This window comes from Pseudorhodobacter ferrugineus DSM 5888 (assembly GCF_000420745.1).
GTDB classification, from domain to species: domain Bacteria; phylum Pseudomonadota; class Alphaproteobacteria; order Rhodobacterales; family Rhodobacteraceae; genus Pseudorhodobacter; species Pseudorhodobacter ferrugineus.
This window is the reverse complement of the sequence record NZ_ATVN01000002.1, coordinates 127,688-142,764: the sequence shown is the minus strand read 5'-3', so window position 1 is coordinate 142,764 and position 15,077 is coordinate 127,688. Positions and strand designations below refer to the sequence as shown.

Sequence of the window (15,077 nt, the reverse complement as noted above, 5' to 3'; positions counted from 1 at the left end):
TGCCGATTACCGTTAATCGGGACGAATGGCTTTTGATTCCAGCATATATTAGGAGAAAGAGGAGAGTTTGCCCATGCCCCGCGATTCCATTGACACTGCTTGGACGATTGTTGACCGTGATGCGCTGCGCCCCGAGGCCGATCTGGTCCGCGCCCTGATCGCCGAGGCTGGGTTAAATGCGCAAGACCGCGCGCGCATCGCCGCCAGCGGGGCCGATCTGGTGCGCGCCATTCGCGCCAGTGCCAAACCCGGGCTGATGGAGGTTTTCCTTGCCGAATACGGGTTGTCGACCGATGAAGGCATTTCCTTGATGTGTCTGGCCGAGGCGCTGTTGCGCGTGCCGGATGCCGAGACGATGGATGCGTTGATCGAGGACAAGATCGCGCCGAGCAATTGGGGCAAGCATTTGGGGCAGTCGGCGTCCAGCCTTGTCAACGCCTCGACTTGGGCGTTGATGCTGACGGGCAAGGTGCTGGACGACCGCAAGCCGAGCATAGTCTCAAGCCTACGGGGTGCGGTGAAACGCTTGGGCGAGCCGGTGATCCGCACGGCTGTTTCGCGTGCCATGAAGGAAATGGGCAAGCAGTTCGTTCTGGGCGAAACCATTGAAAATGCCATGAAGCGCGCGCGGGAGTTGGAGGGCAAGGGTTTCACCTATTCCTATGACATGCTGGGCGAGGCTGCACGGACCGAACATGATGCCCGCCGCTATCATCTGGCCTATACTGCCGCGATCACGGCGATTGCCAAGGCGGCCAAATCCAAGGACATTCGCGAAAACCCCGGCATTTCGGTGAAACTGTCGGCGCTGCATCCGCGCTATGAGGTGGCAAAACGTGAGCGGGTGATGGAAGAGCTGGTGCCACGTGTGCGTGCGTTGGCAGCGTTGGCCAAGGCGGCTGGTTTGGGGTTCAATGTTGATGCCGAAGAAGCCGACCGTCTGGCGCTGTCCTTGCAAGTGATCGAGGCGGTTTTGGCGGATAAGGCGCTGAAGGGCTGGGATGGTTTTGGCGTGGTTGTGCAGGCCTACGGGCGCCGCGCGGGCGCGGTGATTGACTGGCTTTATGGCACCGCCGAACGGCTGGACCGCAAGATCATGGTGCGTTTGGTCAAAGGCGCCTATTGGGACGCCGAGGTGAAACGCGCGCAGGTCATGGGGTTGGAAAGTTTCCCCGTGTTCACCCGCAAGCAGGCGACCGACGTGTCCTACATGGCCTGCGCCAAGAAATTGCTTGCTATGACTGACCGGATTTACCCGCAATTTGCCACGCATAACGCGCATACCGTTGCCGCCGTGCTGGACATGGCCACCGATAAGCGCGCCTTTGAATTTCAGCGCCTGCACGGCATGGGCGAACGCCTGCATGACATTGTTTTGGAAGAAAAAGGCACGCGTTGCCGGATTTATGCCCCCGTGGGCGCGCACCGCGATTTGCTGGCCTATCTTGTGCGCCGCTTGCTGGAAAACGGCGCAAACTCCAGCTTTGTGAACCAGATTGTGGATGAGGCTGTGCCGCCGGAGGTGGTCGCCGCCTGCCCGCTGGACGCGATGGAGGCAATGCAACCGATTGAAAGCCACATTCTGCGCGCGCCACCACGCCTGTTTGGCAAACGCACCAACAGCCGTGGTTGGGATTTGACCGATGCCGGCGATTTGGCGGCGATTGAGGCCGCACGCGGGCCGTTCTTGGAGCATTTGTTCGAGGCACGGCCCATGTTGGCGGGCCCCGTTGCCGGTGGCAAACGCTGGGCAGTGAACAACCCTGCAACGGGTGCTGTGGTGGGGCATATTCTGCCTGCATCGGCCCCCGACATTGAAACGGCGCTGAACGCGGCGGCCCCGTGGGATGCCGCCCCCGCACAGCGGGCGCAAGTGCTGCGCCGTGCGGCGGATTTATATGAGGCCGAGTTTGGCCCGATCTTTGCGCTGCTGGCGCGCGAGGCCGGCAAAACCCTGCTGGATGCGGTGGGTGAATTGCGCGAAGCCGTTGATTTCTTGCGCTATTATGCCGATCAGGCCGAGGGTTTGACAGCGCCCGCGCGCGGCGTGTTTACCTGCATCAGCCCATGGAACTTCCCCTTGGCGATTTTCTCGGGGCAAATCGCGGCGGCTTTGGGCGCGGGCAATGCGGTGCTGGCAAAGCCTGCCGAACAAACAGGGTTAATCGCGGCCTTTGCGGTGGACTTGCTGCATAAGGCGGGCGTGCCTGCCACGGCGCTGCAACTGCTGCCTGGCGAAGGGGCGGTTGTGGGCGCAGGGCTGACAGGGGATGCCCGCGTCAATGGCGTATGTTTTACCGGATCGACCGCCACAGCGATGCGCATCCGTCAGAATATGGCGGCGCATATGGACCCAACGGCGCCGCTGATCGCGGAAACCGGCGGTTTGAACGCAATGGTTGTGGACAGCACTGCGCTGCCCGAACAGGCCGTGCGCGATGTGCTGGCGTCCAGTTTCCAATCAGCGGGACAACGCTGTTCGGCGCTGCGCTGTTTGTATTTGCAGGATGATATTTCTGATACTGTTAAGGACATGTTATTCGGCGCGATGGATGATCTGGAGGCGGGCAACCCTTGGGATTTGGTCACCGATGTGGGGCCGGTTATTGACGCCCGCGCGCAGGCCGATATTCGGGCGTATATCGAGGCGGCGCGTGCCGAGGGCCGCGTGTTGAAAGAAGGCACAGTGCCGAGTGGTGGCACGTTTATTCCGCCCACGGTGATCGCGGTACGGGGCATTGCCGATATGCCGCGCGAAATCTTTGGCCCTGTTTTGCACATTGCCCCGTGGCGTGCAGGCGGGTTGAACAAGGTGATCGAGGATGTGAACGCGATGGGCTATGGCCTGACCTTTGGTTTGCACAGCCGGATTGATGACCGCGTGGAACGGGTGGTGGCAAAGATAAACGTGGGCAATACCTATGTGAACCGCAACCAGATTGGTGCCGTTGTCGGCAGCCAACCCTTTGGCGGCGAAGGGCTTTCCGGGACTGGCCCCAAGGCGGGCGGGCCCGACTATATGGTGCGGTTTGCGCGGGTGGATGCGCCCGTTTTGGCGGGGGATGCAGGGACCAGCTCGGTTGCCGATGTGACGCGGACCTTGGCGGCCGAGACGGTCCCGCGCCGTGTGGTGCATGTGATGGACCTGCCGGGGCCAACGGGCGAAAGCAACCGCCTGTCGGCCTATGCCCGCCCGCCGCTGTTGTGCCTTGGGCCAAGCCCCGCGCAAGCGCTGGCACAGGCCGAGGCGGTGCGGGGCTTGGGCGGTGAGGCGGTTGAAGCGACCTGCCTGATTGCCTCGGCCCTGACCAAACTGGACGGGTTTTCGGGGGCGATCTGGTGGGGGGATGCCGATCAGGGCCGCGCCTATGCGCTGGCCTTGGCCGCGCGCGATGGGGCCATTTTATCGCTGATTGGCGGGATGCCCGATGCGGCGCATGTGCGGCTGGAACGCCATGTCTGCATTGATACCACGGCATCGGGCGGCAATGCCGAGCTGTTGGCTGAAATGGGCGAGGCCTGAAAGGGTCTTGACGCCTAAGCGCGGATCGGGAAGCGTGTAGCGATGTTCCCGATCCGCGATCATAACCCTTCGGGGCGTGTGCCTTATGTGACCTATGGGCTGATCCTGTTCAATATCGGGATTTTTGCCAGCTATTGGTGGGCGATTCCCGATGAAGCCGTGCTGTCGATGTTCTTTGTCGACTGGGGTGTGGTGCCGCGCAATGTGCTGGCGGGCACGGGGTGGGAGACGCTGTTCACGTCGATGTTCCTGCATGCAGGATTTATGCATCTGGCTGGCAACATGCTGTTTTTATGGATTTTTGGCGACAACCTAGAGGATGTGCTGGGGCATGTCCGGTATTTGGGGTTTTACCTGCTGTCAGGCTTGGCCGCGGCGGGGTTGCAGGTGTTTGCCGACCCGTCATCGGGGGTGCCGATGGTCGGGGCATCGGGTGCGATTGCAGGGGTGATGGGCGGGTATTTGCTGCTATTCCCGCGCGCCAAGGTCGATATTTTGATCATCATCGTGATCTTTTTCCGCATTTTCCCGATTCCAGCTTGGGTGATGCTGGGGGTTTGGTTTGCGATGCAGCTGTTCAGCGGCTTTTCCACGCCCGGCGATGGCGGCGGTGTGGCCTATTGGGCGCATGCGGGCGGGTTTATCGCGGGGATGTTGATGATGGTTCCGGTGCTGTTGGGCTTGGGTGGCACGGCGTTTTGGAGCCGCACACATGGGGTGCCGCCGCATCCGGTGGCCACCTATCCGCTGGCCCCGTCGGGTATTCCGCGCGTGGGCAGGCGCAAATAAAAAACGGGCGGATTGCGCCGCCCGAGTTGGAGATATTCTGTCGCCTTGGCCCTAGGCCACGTTTTGCAAGGCGACATTCGGAGTAACGCCCAGCGCATGGCACACTTCGCGGGTCAAATGCGGTTTGTTGAGGGTGTAGAAATGCAGATCCTCGACCCCTTCACCGATCAACGTGTCGCAAAGTTCGGTGCACAGGGCCGTTGCCAACAGCTCCTCTCGCCCGTCACGCTTGGCGGCCATGAAAGCATCATCGAGCCATGCAGGAACAGTTGTGCCGCAACGGGCCGCGAATTTCTTGGTGCCGTCCCACGACTGGATCGGCAGGATGCCGGGCAGGATGGGCGCGGTGATACCTTCGCGCACGCAGGCATCGCGGAAACGCAGAAAGGTTTCGGCCTCAAAGAAAAACTGGGTCATGGCGCTGGTCGCACCGGCGTCAATCTTGCGCTTTAGGAAGCGGACATCGGCCAAGGTATCGGCCGAATCTGGGTGCGGTTCGGGGTAGGCCCCAACGCGGATTTTGAATTTGCCGGTTTTGGCCAGCGCCTCGACCAATTCCACCGAAGATGCGAAACCGTCTGCATGAGGGGTAAACCGCTGCGCCCCCTTTGGGGCATCGCCACGCAGTGCGACGATTTCGGTCACGCCAGCGGCGGCATAGCTTTCGGCGATTTCCATAGTTTCCGCGCGTGTCGCATCAACGCAGGTCAGGTGCGCGGCCACGTTCAGCCCGTAGTTATTGGCGATTGCGCCCACGGCCTCATGCGTCAGCTTGCGGGTGGTGCCGCCTGCGCCGTAGGTCACGGACACGAAACTCGGGTTCAGGGGCGCCAAGGTTTGCACCGTATCCCACAGCCGAAAAGACGCATCCAAAGTTTGCGGGGGAAAAAATTCAAAAGAAATATTCGGTGTCTTGGTCATTTTGCAAACTCCTGCGTTGCCCTCTTGTCGCCGATTTCGCGATGTGAGACAAATTCATAATACTAATCATGTTTATGAGGTTGACCGCATAATGCACATCGAGTTTCGCCACCTGCGGACCATTCGCGCCATTCATCAGGCGGGGGGGCTGGCCCGCGCCGCCGATATTTTGAACATGACCCAATCGGCGCTGTCGCATCAGGTAAAGGGGCTAGAGGAGCAGGCGGGCGTGGAATTGTTCGTACGCCGGTCCAAACCGCTGAAACTGTCTGCGGCGGGGATACGGATGCTGCGGCTGGCCGAGCGGATTTTGCCCGAAATGGACGCGCTGGAGGAGGAATTTCGCGGGTTGCGGTCGGGCAAATCGGGGCGGCTGCATATTGCGATTGAATGCCACGCCTGTTTTGAATGGCTGTTTCCGGTGCTGGAACTGTTTCGCAGGGCGTGGCCGGAAATTGATGTGGATATTCGTGCGGGGTTGGCATTTGAGGCGCTGCCAGCCCTGCAACGCGAAGAGGTGGATTTGGTGATTTCCTCTGATCCTGCCCCCTTGGCCAATGTCGTGTTTAACCCCTTGTTTGATTACCACCCGATGTTTGTGGCCAGCGCGCAAAACCCCTTGGCCGAAAAAGCGATGATTGAAGCCGAGGATTTCAAGGACCAAATGCTGATCACCTATCCGGTGACGCGCGACAAGCTGGATGTGTTTACCGAGCTTTTGACCCCCGCCAAGGTAGAGCCGCGCGGCACGCGGGCAGTGGAGCTGACGGCGGTGATCTTGATGCTGGTCGGGTCCAATCGCGGGGTGTCGGTGTTGCCCGATTGGGTGCTGCGGGATTTGCGCAGCAACGCCGATTATGTGACGCGGCCCTTGGGGCCCGAAGTGATTACCAAGCGGCTTTATGCGGCCACGCGTGAGGAGGATGCGACCAAACCGTTCATGGCGCATTTCCTGAAACTGGGGCGGTCCGAGCCGGTAAAATTGCAGCGGGGTTAACCCAAAACACCCAGATGCAGGTTCAACGCGATCAAGATCAGGATGACCCCGCCGACCCATGCCAGGCCCGTGCGAAAGGCCTGTTTGCCGTTGATTGCGCGGGTCATGCTGCCGCCTAGGAACGCGACGACCACATCAGACGGCAACGCCGTGAGTGGCACCAGCGCGCCAAGGATAAGTAATTGAAATTGTGCGCCGCTTTCAGCAAATTGTGCGCCGCTTGCATGCACAAACGGTGGCAGGAACAGCGCGAAAAACAGCACGGTTTTGGGGTTCAACACCTCGACCACCATACCTTGCCAGATGATTTTTGACAGGCTGGAATGTGACACACGCTGGGCCGCCAGCGTCACGGCGGCGTTGTGCTGCGCGCTGCGAATCATATCCAGCCCCAGCCACACCAGATAAGCTGATCCCGCATAGCGCAGCACCGTGACCAGCCAGCCGAACTGGGCAAAAACCGCCGCCAGACCAAGGGCCGTGGCGACGGCCAGTATCATCCCCCCCAATGCAAGCCCAAGGGCCGAAGCCAGCCCCGCCGCACGGCTTTGCCCCACGCTGCGCGACAGGACGTAAAGCATGGACGGGCCCGGGGTTGCGCTAAGGACAAACCCGGCAAAGGCGACGGCGATAAGGGAGTCTAGGGGGGGCATAGGTTAGGGCACACTTTGGGTTAATCGACCCTCGAAAGGGTTACGGGTTACGGATGGAATAATCGCGGGGTGCTGGCGTGCCTGATGGCGGAAATAGGGGAAATCACGCATCAGCATACGCTCCAGATGCGCGCCCGCCAAGAACGGCTCGTACTGGGCCGGACGGTCGGGGGTGACCAGCTGTGGGAACGGTTCGATCAGCGTGTCATGATTGGCCGCCACGAAATAGGGCAACGAGAACCGTTCGGGGCTGGCGTTGACCACGCGGTGCGGGGTGGATCGCAACAGGCCATTGCTCCACGCCTCGAGCATGTCGCCGATGTTGCAGACAAGGGCTGTGGGGTCGACAGGCACGTCGATCCATTCATCCCGTGCGGTCATCACCTGAAGCCCCTGATTGCGGGTGTGCAGCAGGGTCAGGCATTCATAATCGGTATGCGCGCCCATGTTGACCGAGCGGTGGTCGGATGTGTGGGCTTGGCGGACATAGTGCAAAAGGCGCAGCTGCGAGATGGGTTTGGTCATATGGTTGGTCATGGCCCCCTTGGGCAGGCCAAGGTGCAATTCCAGCGCGCCACAAATCAAGCGCCCCAGCGCCGAGACATGGCCATAGTATTGCGACACGGTGCTTTTGAAGCCCGGGAAATCGGGCCAGACATTCGGGCCCAAAACACGGTTGCCCGCCAGAAAATCGGGGTCGTTGCGCGGCAAATCGAGGCCAAGATCAAAGGCCTCATAGCTGCGGTGCACCTCATCGGGGTAATCGCCTTTTTCGGTGAAAGGGACATAGCCACGATGGTTGGGGCTGGCGCCGATGTAATAGCGCCGCTTTTGTGCATCGGACAGCGCGAAAAAGCCTTTGGCGGTGTGATAAACCGCCTCGATCAGGTCAAGGTCGATGCCGTGATCGCAGATTCGGAAAAATCCGTATTCACGGGCCGCCAGCCCTATCGCATCGGCTACGGCACTTATTTTCAAAGGATCGCCCGATGATAAATCCGCAATGCTGATAAGTGGCAGGCGCGGTGCGTCAGTGGTGTGTGTGTTTGAAAAGCTAGCCATGATCCCCTCCAGTTGATCTGAACCTTTGGTTAACGATCTATGGTTAACAAATCGTTTTTCTCGATCTGCGCGATTGGGAAGTAAAGCCTGAAACGGCTGCCTTCGTGCAGCTTGGATGTCACCGAAACACTGCCCCGCGATTGCTGCATAAAGCCCAAGATCATTGACAAACCAAGCCCCGCGCCCTGCCCCACGGGTTTGGTGGTATAAAACGGATCAAAAAGTTGCGGCAGGCTGTCTTCGGGAATACCGGTGCCGCTGTCTTGGACGCTTATGCACACATAAGCGCCGGGGGCCAGCGGGGTGACAAGGCTGGCATTTTCGTGCCAGCTATGGGTCACCATTTCGGTCCAAATATGCAAAATGCCTCCCCCCGACATCGCGTCGCGCGCATTCGATATCAGGTTGCGCAGGGCATTGACTGTTTCACGGATATCGACGGCAACAAGCGCCAGACTGTCAGATAGCGATTTTGTCAGCGTGATACTCGCAGGCAAAGTTGGAGCTGCGTGGGTCATGACATTCGCCGCAATCTCGTTCAAATCGGCCAGTTCGGGGGCCAGACGGGTGCGTTGGGAAAAGGCCAGCATATCGCGGATAAGTTTGGCCCCCCGCCCCGCCGCCGTTTGCGCATCGGCAAGGCTGGCTTGGCCATCCGCACTGGTCACATCTGCCGCCAAAAATTCAAGGTTGCCGGAAATGACAGTCAGCAGATTGTTGAAATCATGTGCAAAACGGCCTGTTAGCCGGCCAATCGCCTCAAGCTTGCGGGCCGCGAACAGTTTGGATTCGAGCGCCCTGCGGTTTGCGGTTTCCTGACTGAGCTGCACATGAGAGGTGGCGAGATCAAGGTAACGCTGATGCGAGCGTTCCGCCTCGGCCAGCAGTTCCAACTTGGCGCTGGTCATGGCGGCGACGGTGGTCAAAATATCCAATTCGGCCTGCCCAAAGGCACCGCTGTCGGGGTGTTCGCTGTCAATCACGCCAACAACCCGCCCCTTTATCAGCAAAGGCACGCAAATTTCTGAACGTGCGGGCTGCATGTCGGGGATATAGTTTCTCTGCTGCAAAAGGTCATCCACGATCATCGGCTTGCCGCTTTGCGCGACTTGGCCGGTGATGCCTTGACCAAAGGGAATATGAAGCGGGTTCAGGATGCTGCGGTCATAGGGGTTTTTTTCCCCCAAAGCGGCCACTTGGGCCAGATTTGTGCCGGCCTCGTTAGCCTGATAAATCACGCAATCGACAAAGCCCAGCGGCCCCACGACGTTTTGGGCGACATACCAGAACAAATCGTCGACGCTGGGAATGGTAATCACATCAACGGCAAACGCATTGAGCGTGCGCAAAATCGCCGCTTCATTCAACGCGGATTGCCTTTGACGGCTTCCATGATCTAATTCAATCAACCTTAATACCCACATTACCGATACATTAATACAAGGCTAACCCAAAATCGCCCTTTGGTATAGAACTATCGACGCCCGCAACCGCAAGTTATATGGCCCCACGCGGGGTTCACGGGCGGGCAATGTGCGGTTTTTCGCTTATTTGCGGGCGGGTTGGGCATCGGCGGATCGCAAAGTTTGTTTCTCGGCCATCCATGCCGTGGCATGTGGGTGATAGGCCGACAGTTCGGCAGCAACACAGGGCAAGCTGTCCAAACCGGCGCGATAATCGCGCACGGCGGGGGGCCAATCTAGCGACAGGCCCATGTCTTTGGTCAAAAGATCAATCCACAAAAACGTGGGCGCATAGCCGCAATCACCGAGGCCGAACGGCAAAGGGTGGCTTAGCAAGATCGCCAGTTGCGCCAAGCGCTGTGTGATGGCGGTGGCGGCCTGTGCGGCGGCGTTTGGATTAGGGGCGGCAACCAAGGGAAACAGCGCGCGCACGGCAGGTTCCAGCCGTGTATCGTGAAAACGGCCGCGTTCGCGCATACGGGCGCGGGCGGCGGGCGCGTCGGGCAGCATCGGCGGTGTGGGATAGGCCTCGTTCAGGTACTCGGCAATCGCCTCGCTGTCGCTTAGGGCAAAGTCCCCGTCGAGGATGGCGGGCAAATTGCCAAAAGGGGACGCTTTGGCAAAGAGGTCGCGGTCCGCGCTTGGCGGTTGTTCGTGCCAGTCAAGGCCTTTGGCCCGCAACAGGATACGGGTTTTGGCGCAGTAAAGGCTGTGGGGGACGGAAAACAGGATCATCTGGCCGCCTGTAACCACGCGGCCAGAATGGGACGGTACGCGCCAAGTTCGGCGGCCACAGCGGGTTCGGCGTTGATGCGGCGGCGGTAGCCCTGCACCGCGTGGGGCCAGTCGATTGCTAGCCCCAGCACCGACGTCAGCGCCTCAATCCATGCGAAGGTAATGGCAAAACCGCAATCGCCAAGACCAAAGGGCAAATCATCAAGGCCCATCTGTGCCAGTTGCGCCAAATGCGCGGTGATCTTGGCCGATTGGGCAGCGCTGAGCGCGGGATCAGGCGACGAGATCGACCCGAACAATGCGCGCACGGCAGGTTCCAACCGCGTATCATGAAACCGCCCGCGTTCGCGCATACGGGCGCGGGCGGCAGGCGTGGCGGGCAGCATCGGCGGGTTTGGGTGAATGTCGTTCAGGTACTCCGCGATTGCCTCGCTATCGGCCAACAGCAAGTCGCCATCGCGCAGGGCGGGCAGGTTGCCTGAAGGCACCACGGTTTTGTAATCTGCCGACCCATAGCCCCCCGGCGGCGGAATTTCCTGCCATTGCAAACCCTTGGCGCGCAAGGTGATGCGCAGCTTGGCGCAGTAGAGGCTGACGGGAATGGCATACAGGGTTAGCATGTCAGGGGTCCGGATATGAAAAAGGGGGCGCACAGGGCGCCCCTCAATTTAGGCCGTAGTCAGGTCAGTTGGAAAGCTGCCATTTCACGGCCAGCTCGTCAAACAGGCCGGCTTCTTGCTTCAGCGTGATCCATGTGTTGACGTAGTTGATCCAAACCTGATCGCCTTGTGGCATCAGCATCGCCACGGGTGTTTTGGCGCGGGGGGCCGATACGGGCACGATCATCAGCTCGAGGTATTGCGCGACCAGCTTGTTCGCCTCGACATTCGAGGTGATGTGCGCTGTGGCGCGGCCAGACAGCACCTCTTGGAAATCACGCGCAGGCGCTTCGACAATGCTGTATTTCGCATTGGGGAAGAATTCCTTGACTTGCTTTTCCTGCGTGGTCCCAAGGGTTGCGGCGACTGTCACCTCGGGCTTGTCCAGATCGGCCCAATCCTTGAACAATTCCGCGTCTTTTTTGTTGATCAATGGCACGGTCGCAAGGCTGAAATAGCTGTTGGAATAACCTGCCGCCTTGGCGCGCGCCGGACTGATCGAGGCAGAGCCTGTGATGTGATAGGTGCCTGCGGTCACACCGGCCACAAGGGTTTTCCAATCGGTTGGCACAAACTCGACGGTCACACCCAGATCGGTGGCAAGCGCCGTCATTACGTCAATATCATAGCCGGTATAGGTGTTGGTCGCGACATCCTTCATCGACATCGGGTTCCAATCGCCCGTGGTGCCAACCTTCAACACGCCAGAGGAGAGGACATCGTTCAAAATAGACTGCGCGGATGCAGCGATCGGGGCGGTGGCTAGCGTAACGGCCAGCATCATAGATTTCATAAAGGTCATTTTCGTCTCTCCTGGGGGTCTTATCGGTGTAAAAGCTGATCCTTGCTGTTGCCAGCGGGGGATGCAAGGTTAGGTAGGGCCTTTTGACACGTGTCAAGGTTGGCGCAGAACAAAGGGCAAAACATGAACCAAACCGCGGGCGCACAAGGCCCCTTTATTCAGTTTGCACAGGTTTCCAAGCATTACGATGCGTTTCAAGTGCTGAAAAACATCAATTTGGACGTGGCCAAGGGCGAACGGATCGTGATTTGCGGGCCGTCGGGTTCGGGCAAGTCCACGCTGATCCGCTGCATAAACGGGCTGGAGGCCTATGGCAGTGGTGACATTATTGTGAACGGGCTGCGGGTTGGTGTGGACCGCGCCAGCCTTGCGGCGGTTCGCGGGCGGGTCGGGATGGTGTTTCAGCAGTTCAACCTGTTTCCGCATTTGACCGTGATCGAAAACCTGATGCTGGGGCCGATGCGCGGGCGGGGCATGTCTGCCACTGCGGCGCGCGAGATTGCGCTGCGCTATCTGGCGCGCGTGCGCATTCCCGAACAAGCCGATAAATACCCGCGCCAACTGTCGGGTGGCCAGCAGCAGCGGGTGGCAATTGCGCGGTCTTTGTGCATGGAACCCGAGATTATGCTGTTTGACGAACCCACCAGCGCCCTTGACCCCGAGATGATTTCCGAGGTGCTGGACGTGATGGCGGAACTGGCGGAAACGGGGATGACCATGCTGGTGGTCACGCATGAAATGGGTTTCGCGCGCCGTGTGGCCGACCGCATGGTGTTCATGGATTTCGGCGAGATTGTCGAGGTGGCCCCGCCCGAGACGTTTTTCACCGCGCCTAAATCTGCGCGGGCGCAGGATTTCCTGCAAAAAATTCTGAACCACTAAGGGGGCGGTCATGCGCATTTTCACATTGCTGTCGTCGCTTTTGTTATTGTCGGGCTGTTCGGGCAATTGGGGCTGGTATGTGGTCAACCCCGCAACGCCGCAGGGGTGGATAAACCTGAAATTCATGCTGTCGGGGTTGGTGTATACCGTGCAGCTTTCGGCCACGGCGATTGCCATTTCGATTGTGGTGGGGTTGCTCGTGGCCTTGCCCGGCCTGTCGCCGAACAAATGGTTGCGAGGGTTAAGCCGATCTTATGTCGAGGTGGTGCGGTCGGTGCCGATTTTGGTGCTGATCTTGTGGGTTTACTACGGGTTGCCGCCGGTGACAGGCATCACGATTGGCGTGTTTTGGGCGGGTGTGCTGGCGCTCGCGCTGTCAGACAGTGCCTTTCAGGCGGAAATTTTCCGCGCGGGCATTCAAAGCATTTCGCGCGGGCAGTATGAGGCGGCCTATTCCGTCAGCTTGGGCTACCGCGATACGATGCGCTATGTGATCTTGCCCCAAGCGATCCGGCGCATTCTGCCCGCGTTGGGCAACCAATTGGTTTATATGCTGAAAATGTCGTCTCTGGTGTCGGTGATCGGCATGCAGGAATTGACGCGCAAGGCGAATGAACTGGTCGTATCCGAATACCGCCCGTTGGAAATTTACACAGTTTTGGTGCTGGAATATCTGGTGCTGATCCTGATCGTGTCGGCTGGGGTGCGCTGGCTGGAACGGCGTATGAAAACGGACGAGCGGGGGTAACGGCAGCCGTCAAAACCCTTGCGGGATGCGGCGGGCCGTGCGTGCGGGCAGGCCCGCATCTTGCAGCAGATCATCCGCCATCGCATCGGCATTTGGCCCGATATCCATCAGCATTTGCCAGATATGGCGCACGGGCGGAGCAATGCGGGGTTCGGTAATGGCACGGGCAGTATGAAGCCAGACGGCCAGCCCATCGCTGCTATCATAGTCCCGTTTTTTGCGCAGGGCTTCGATTTTGGTTTCGGCGGCGCGAATGAATTTCTTCAAAACGTCCGATTTCCAAAGGCTTAGGGTGTAAAGATCCTGATCTTTCAAAAGATACGTCGCTGCCCAAACCTGCGCAAAGGCCGCATGGCTTTCGGTGAAATGCGGCTTCGAGGTTTCCAACTTGTCCGCCATCGCCTGTGCGGCGTCGATCAAAGCCGATGTTGCTTTTTCTTGCTGCCAGTTTTTGAACATGAGGTCCTCTTGGGGCTGTTGCGGCAAAGCTGCGGCTGGGTTGGTCGCGGCATCAGGCAGGCCTATTGCGGCCAGCGTCAAGGGGCATCCCACCCTTTCACAGGCTGTCGCGATTTCTGGCCCCCAGAAAAGACCATAACGACCGCGCAATCAAGGTGTTACCACCACGTTTTGGGTGGTGGCGTCAGCCGTCAAGGGCACAACAGCGGTATCGCCAAGGCGCGCGCCGTGCCATACAGCACCCCTCGGGCCAGATGAGGACAGACGCTATGGCAAAAATTCCAACCTCTCGCGTGGACAAGCTTTTGTCCTCAATGGGCTATGGGTCACGTAATGAGGTGGCACGGCTGGGCAAATCGGGCAGGATCCGGCTGGATGGGAACAGGCTGATGGATGCCACCAAGCGTATCCCTGTGACGCCAGATTTGCCGACCCGCATGACCATCGAGGGGGAACCGCTGGACCCGATCGCAGGCCTGTACATTTTGCTGAACAAACCCTTGGGCATGACCTGTTCGCACAAAGAGGTCGGCGCGCTGGTTTATGATATTTTGCCCTTGCGCTGGCGGTCGCGCACGCCTGCAATTTCGACCATCGGGCGTTTGGACAAGCAGACCTCGGGGCTTTTGCTGCTGACCGATGATGGCGACCTTTTGCACCGCGTCATCAGCCCCAAGCGCCATGTCACAAAGACCTACCGCGCCAAACTGGCCCGCCCCCTGACGGGCAACGAGGCCGCGCTGTTTGCCACGGGCGATATGATGCTGGAGGGTGAAGAAAAACCGCTGGCCCCTGCCACATTGCAAGTCGTATCAGACACCGAAGCCCTGCTGTCGGTGACCGAAGGCCGTTACCACCAAGTGCGCCGGATGTTTGCGGCCACGGGCAACCATGTCGAGGACCTGCACCGTGAAAGTTTGGGAGGGCTTTCGTTACCAGATGACCTGGCCCCCGGTCAGTGGAAACTGCTGAACGACGACGAAATTGCCTTGATCTTTCAGTAGCGCGTCCGGTTCTGGCCGGGCCTGCGCCCGATCTTGGCTGCGTGTCGCCAGCTGCAGTCTTTGCTATCGATTGTTACTAGCGTCAGGACTTCGGTAACGGGGTCGTCCCAGTCAAGCGCTTTTTGGCATAGGCAGCCGACCGCCTGATTGTGCATTTGATCACAGTTTTTTCTGTGCCGTTCTGCTATCTCTGCTGCCCTCTTCTGAGATCACCCCAAGTGCATGCTTCGGTCCGTGGCCTGCGCGTTGGCTGCCAACATGATGCTGGTTCAAGAGCAATTCCGCTGTGCCCATCTCGTAGGCGTGCTCGATCTGGATCGGCAACAGTCCAGAGCACCGCTGCCCGGCAGTGGTTTGCAGGCAAACCATGAGTATCCGTA

At 59.4% G+C, this 15,077-nt stretch carries 14 protein-coding genes; 6 read left to right on the top strand and 8 right to left on the bottom strand.

Translation table 11 applies throughout. The features are described 5' to 3' along the window. Nucleotides 1-73: 73 nt before the first annotated feature. The gene (gene putA / locus G560_RS0102430; protein WP_022702723.1) at nt 74-3,523 is read left to right on the top strand and encodes a bifunctional proline dehydrogenase/L-glutamate gamma-semialdehyde dehydrogenase PutA; all 3,450 of its coding nucleotides are present in this window, start codon (nt 74-76) and stop codon (nt 3,521-3,523) included. Between the two features lie 42 nt (nt 3,524-3,565). Beyond that, nucleotides 3,566-4,312, top strand: a complete 747-nt coding sequence (locus G560_RS0102425) for a rhomboid family intramembrane serine protease (protein ID WP_022702722.1) — start codon at nt 3,566-3,568, stop codon at nt 4,310-4,312. Between the two features lie 51 nt (nt 4,313-4,363). Here the strand turns inward: G560_RS0102425 and metF are convergent, their stop codons facing one another. Then, nucleotides 4,364-5,233, bottom strand: coding sequence for a methylenetetrahydrofolate reductase [NAD(P)H] (gene metF / locus G560_RS0102420; protein WP_022702721.1), 870 nt, complete (start codon nt 5,231-5,233; stop codon nt 4,364-4,366). Nucleotides 5,234-5,324: 91 nt separating this feature from the next. On the opposite strand from metF, the gene G560_RS0102415 reads away from it, so the two are divergent. Next, nucleotides 5,325-6,230 carry a LysR family transcriptional regulator gene (locus G560_RS0102415; RefSeq protein WP_022702720.1) on the top strand — a complete coding sequence of 302 codons (906 nt, stop codon included), beginning with the start codon at nt 5,325-5,327 and terminating at the stop codon, nt 6,228-6,230. Here G560_RS0102415 and G560_RS0102410 read toward each other — a convergent pair. From G560_RS0102410 to G560_RS0102385, 6 genes are all read right to left on the bottom strand, one after another. Next, entirely contained in the window at nt 6,227-6,883 is a 657-nt protein-coding gene (locus G560_RS0102410) for a LysE family translocator (RefSeq protein WP_028913631.1), read from the bottom strand. The two genes, G560_RS0102415 and G560_RS0102410, sit on opposite strands and share 4 nt — an antisense overlap. Nucleotides 6,884-6,886: 3 nt before the next feature. After that, the gene (locus tag G560_RS18325) at nt 6,887-7,945 is read right to left on the bottom strand and encodes an isopenicillin N synthase family dioxygenase (RefSeq protein ID WP_081647577.1); all 1,059 of its coding nucleotides are present in this window, start codon (nt 7,943-7,945) and stop codon (nt 6,887-6,889) included. Between the two features lie 29 nt (nt 7,946-7,974). Further along, entirely contained in the window at nt 7,975-9,312 is a 1,338-nt protein-coding gene (locus tag G560_RS20190) for an ATP-binding protein (RefSeq protein WP_022702719.1), read from the bottom strand. A gap of 180 nt (nt 9,313-9,492) precedes the next feature. Beyond that, nucleotides 9,493-10,143, bottom strand: a complete 651-nt coding sequence (locus G560_RS20185; protein ID WP_022702718.1) for a glutathione S-transferase family protein — start codon at nt 10,141-10,143, stop codon at nt 9,493-9,495. After that, nucleotides 10,140-10,796: a glutathione S-transferase family protein gene (locus G560_RS0102390; RefSeq protein ID WP_022702717.1), complete on the bottom strand. Its 657-nt coding sequence runs from the start codon at nt 10,794-10,796 to the stop codon at nt 10,140-10,142. The genes G560_RS20185 and G560_RS0102390 overlap by 4 nt, the downstream gene beginning before the upstream one ends. A 31-nt stretch (nt 10,797-10,827) precedes the next feature. After that, on the bottom strand, nt 10,828-11,604 hold the full coding sequence (locus G560_RS0102385) for a transporter substrate-binding domain-containing protein (protein ID WP_022702716.1): 777 nt from the start codon (nt 11,602-11,604) through the stop codon (nt 10,828-10,830). A 123-nt stretch (nt 11,605-11,727) separates the two neighbouring features. Between G560_RS0102385 and G560_RS0102380 the strand changes: the two genes are divergently transcribed. Continuing rightward, nucleotides 11,728-12,486 (top strand): amino acid ABC transporter ATP-binding protein, encoded by a 759-nt coding sequence (locus tag G560_RS0102380; protein WP_022702715.1) that lies wholly within the window; start codon nt 11,728-11,730, stop codon nt 12,484-12,486. Between the two features lie 10 nt (nt 12,487-12,496). Beyond that, nucleotides 12,497-13,234, top strand: a complete 738-nt coding sequence (locus G560_RS0102375) for an amino acid ABC transporter permease (RefSeq protein WP_022702714.1) — start codon at nt 12,497-12,499, stop codon at nt 13,232-13,234. Between the two features lie 9 nt (nt 13,235-13,243). Here the strand turns inward: G560_RS0102375 and G560_RS0102370 are convergent, their stop codons facing one another. Continuing rightward, nucleotides 13,244-13,774: a hypothetical protein gene (locus tag G560_RS0102370; protein WP_022702713.1), complete on the bottom strand. Its 531-nt coding sequence runs from the start codon at nt 13,772-13,774 to the stop codon at nt 13,244-13,246. A gap of 188 nt (nt 13,775-13,962) precedes the next feature. Here G560_RS0102370 and G560_RS0102365 point away from each other — a divergent pair, with 188 nt between their 5' ends. After that, a complete protein-coding gene (locus G560_RS0102365; protein WP_022702712.1) occupies nt 13,963-14,697 on the top strand; it encodes a pseudouridine synthase in 735 nt (244 codons plus the stop codon). Nucleotides 14,698-15,077 lie beyond the last annotated feature (380 nt).

Coding starts and splice junctions, on each gene's coding strand:
- putA (WP_022702723.1), top strand. CDS start 74: ATGCCCCGCGATTCCATTGACACTGCTTGGACGATTGTTGACCGTGAT.
- G560_RS0102425 (WP_022702722.1), top strand. CDS start 3,566: ATGTTCCCGATCCGCGATCATAACCCTTCGGGGCGTGTGCCTTATGTG.
- metF (WP_022702721.1), bottom strand. CDS start 5,233: ATGACCAAGACACCGAATATTTCTTTTGAATTTTTTCCCCCGCAAACT.
- G560_RS0102415 (WP_022702720.1), top strand. CDS start 5,325: ATGCACATCGAGTTTCGCCACCTGCGGACCATTCGCGCCATTCATCAG.
- G560_RS0102410 (WP_028913631.1), bottom strand. CDS start 6,883: ATGCCCCCCCTAGACTCCCTTATCGCCGTCGCCTTTGCCGGGTTTGTC.
- G560_RS18325 (WP_081647577.1), bottom strand. CDS start 7,945: ATGGCTAGCTTTTCAAACACACACACCACTGACGCACCGCGCCTGCCA.
- G560_RS20185 (WP_022702718.1), bottom strand. CDS start 10,143: ATGATCCTGTTTTCCGTCCCCCACAGCCTTTACTGCGCCAAAACCCGT.
- G560_RS0102385 (WP_022702716.1), bottom strand. CDS start 11,604: ATGACCTTTATGAAATCTATGATGCTGGCCGTTACGCTAGCCACCGCC.
- G560_RS0102380 (WP_022702715.1), top strand. CDS start 11,728: ATGAACCAAACCGCGGGCGCACAAGGCCCCTTTATTCAGTTTGCACAG.
- G560_RS0102375 (WP_022702714.1), top strand. CDS start 12,497: ATGCGCATTTTCACATTGCTGTCGTCGCTTTTGTTATTGTCGGGCTGT.
- G560_RS0102365 (WP_022702712.1), top strand. CDS start 13,963: ATGGCAAAAATTCCAACCTCTCGCGTGGACAAGCTTTTGTCCTCAATG.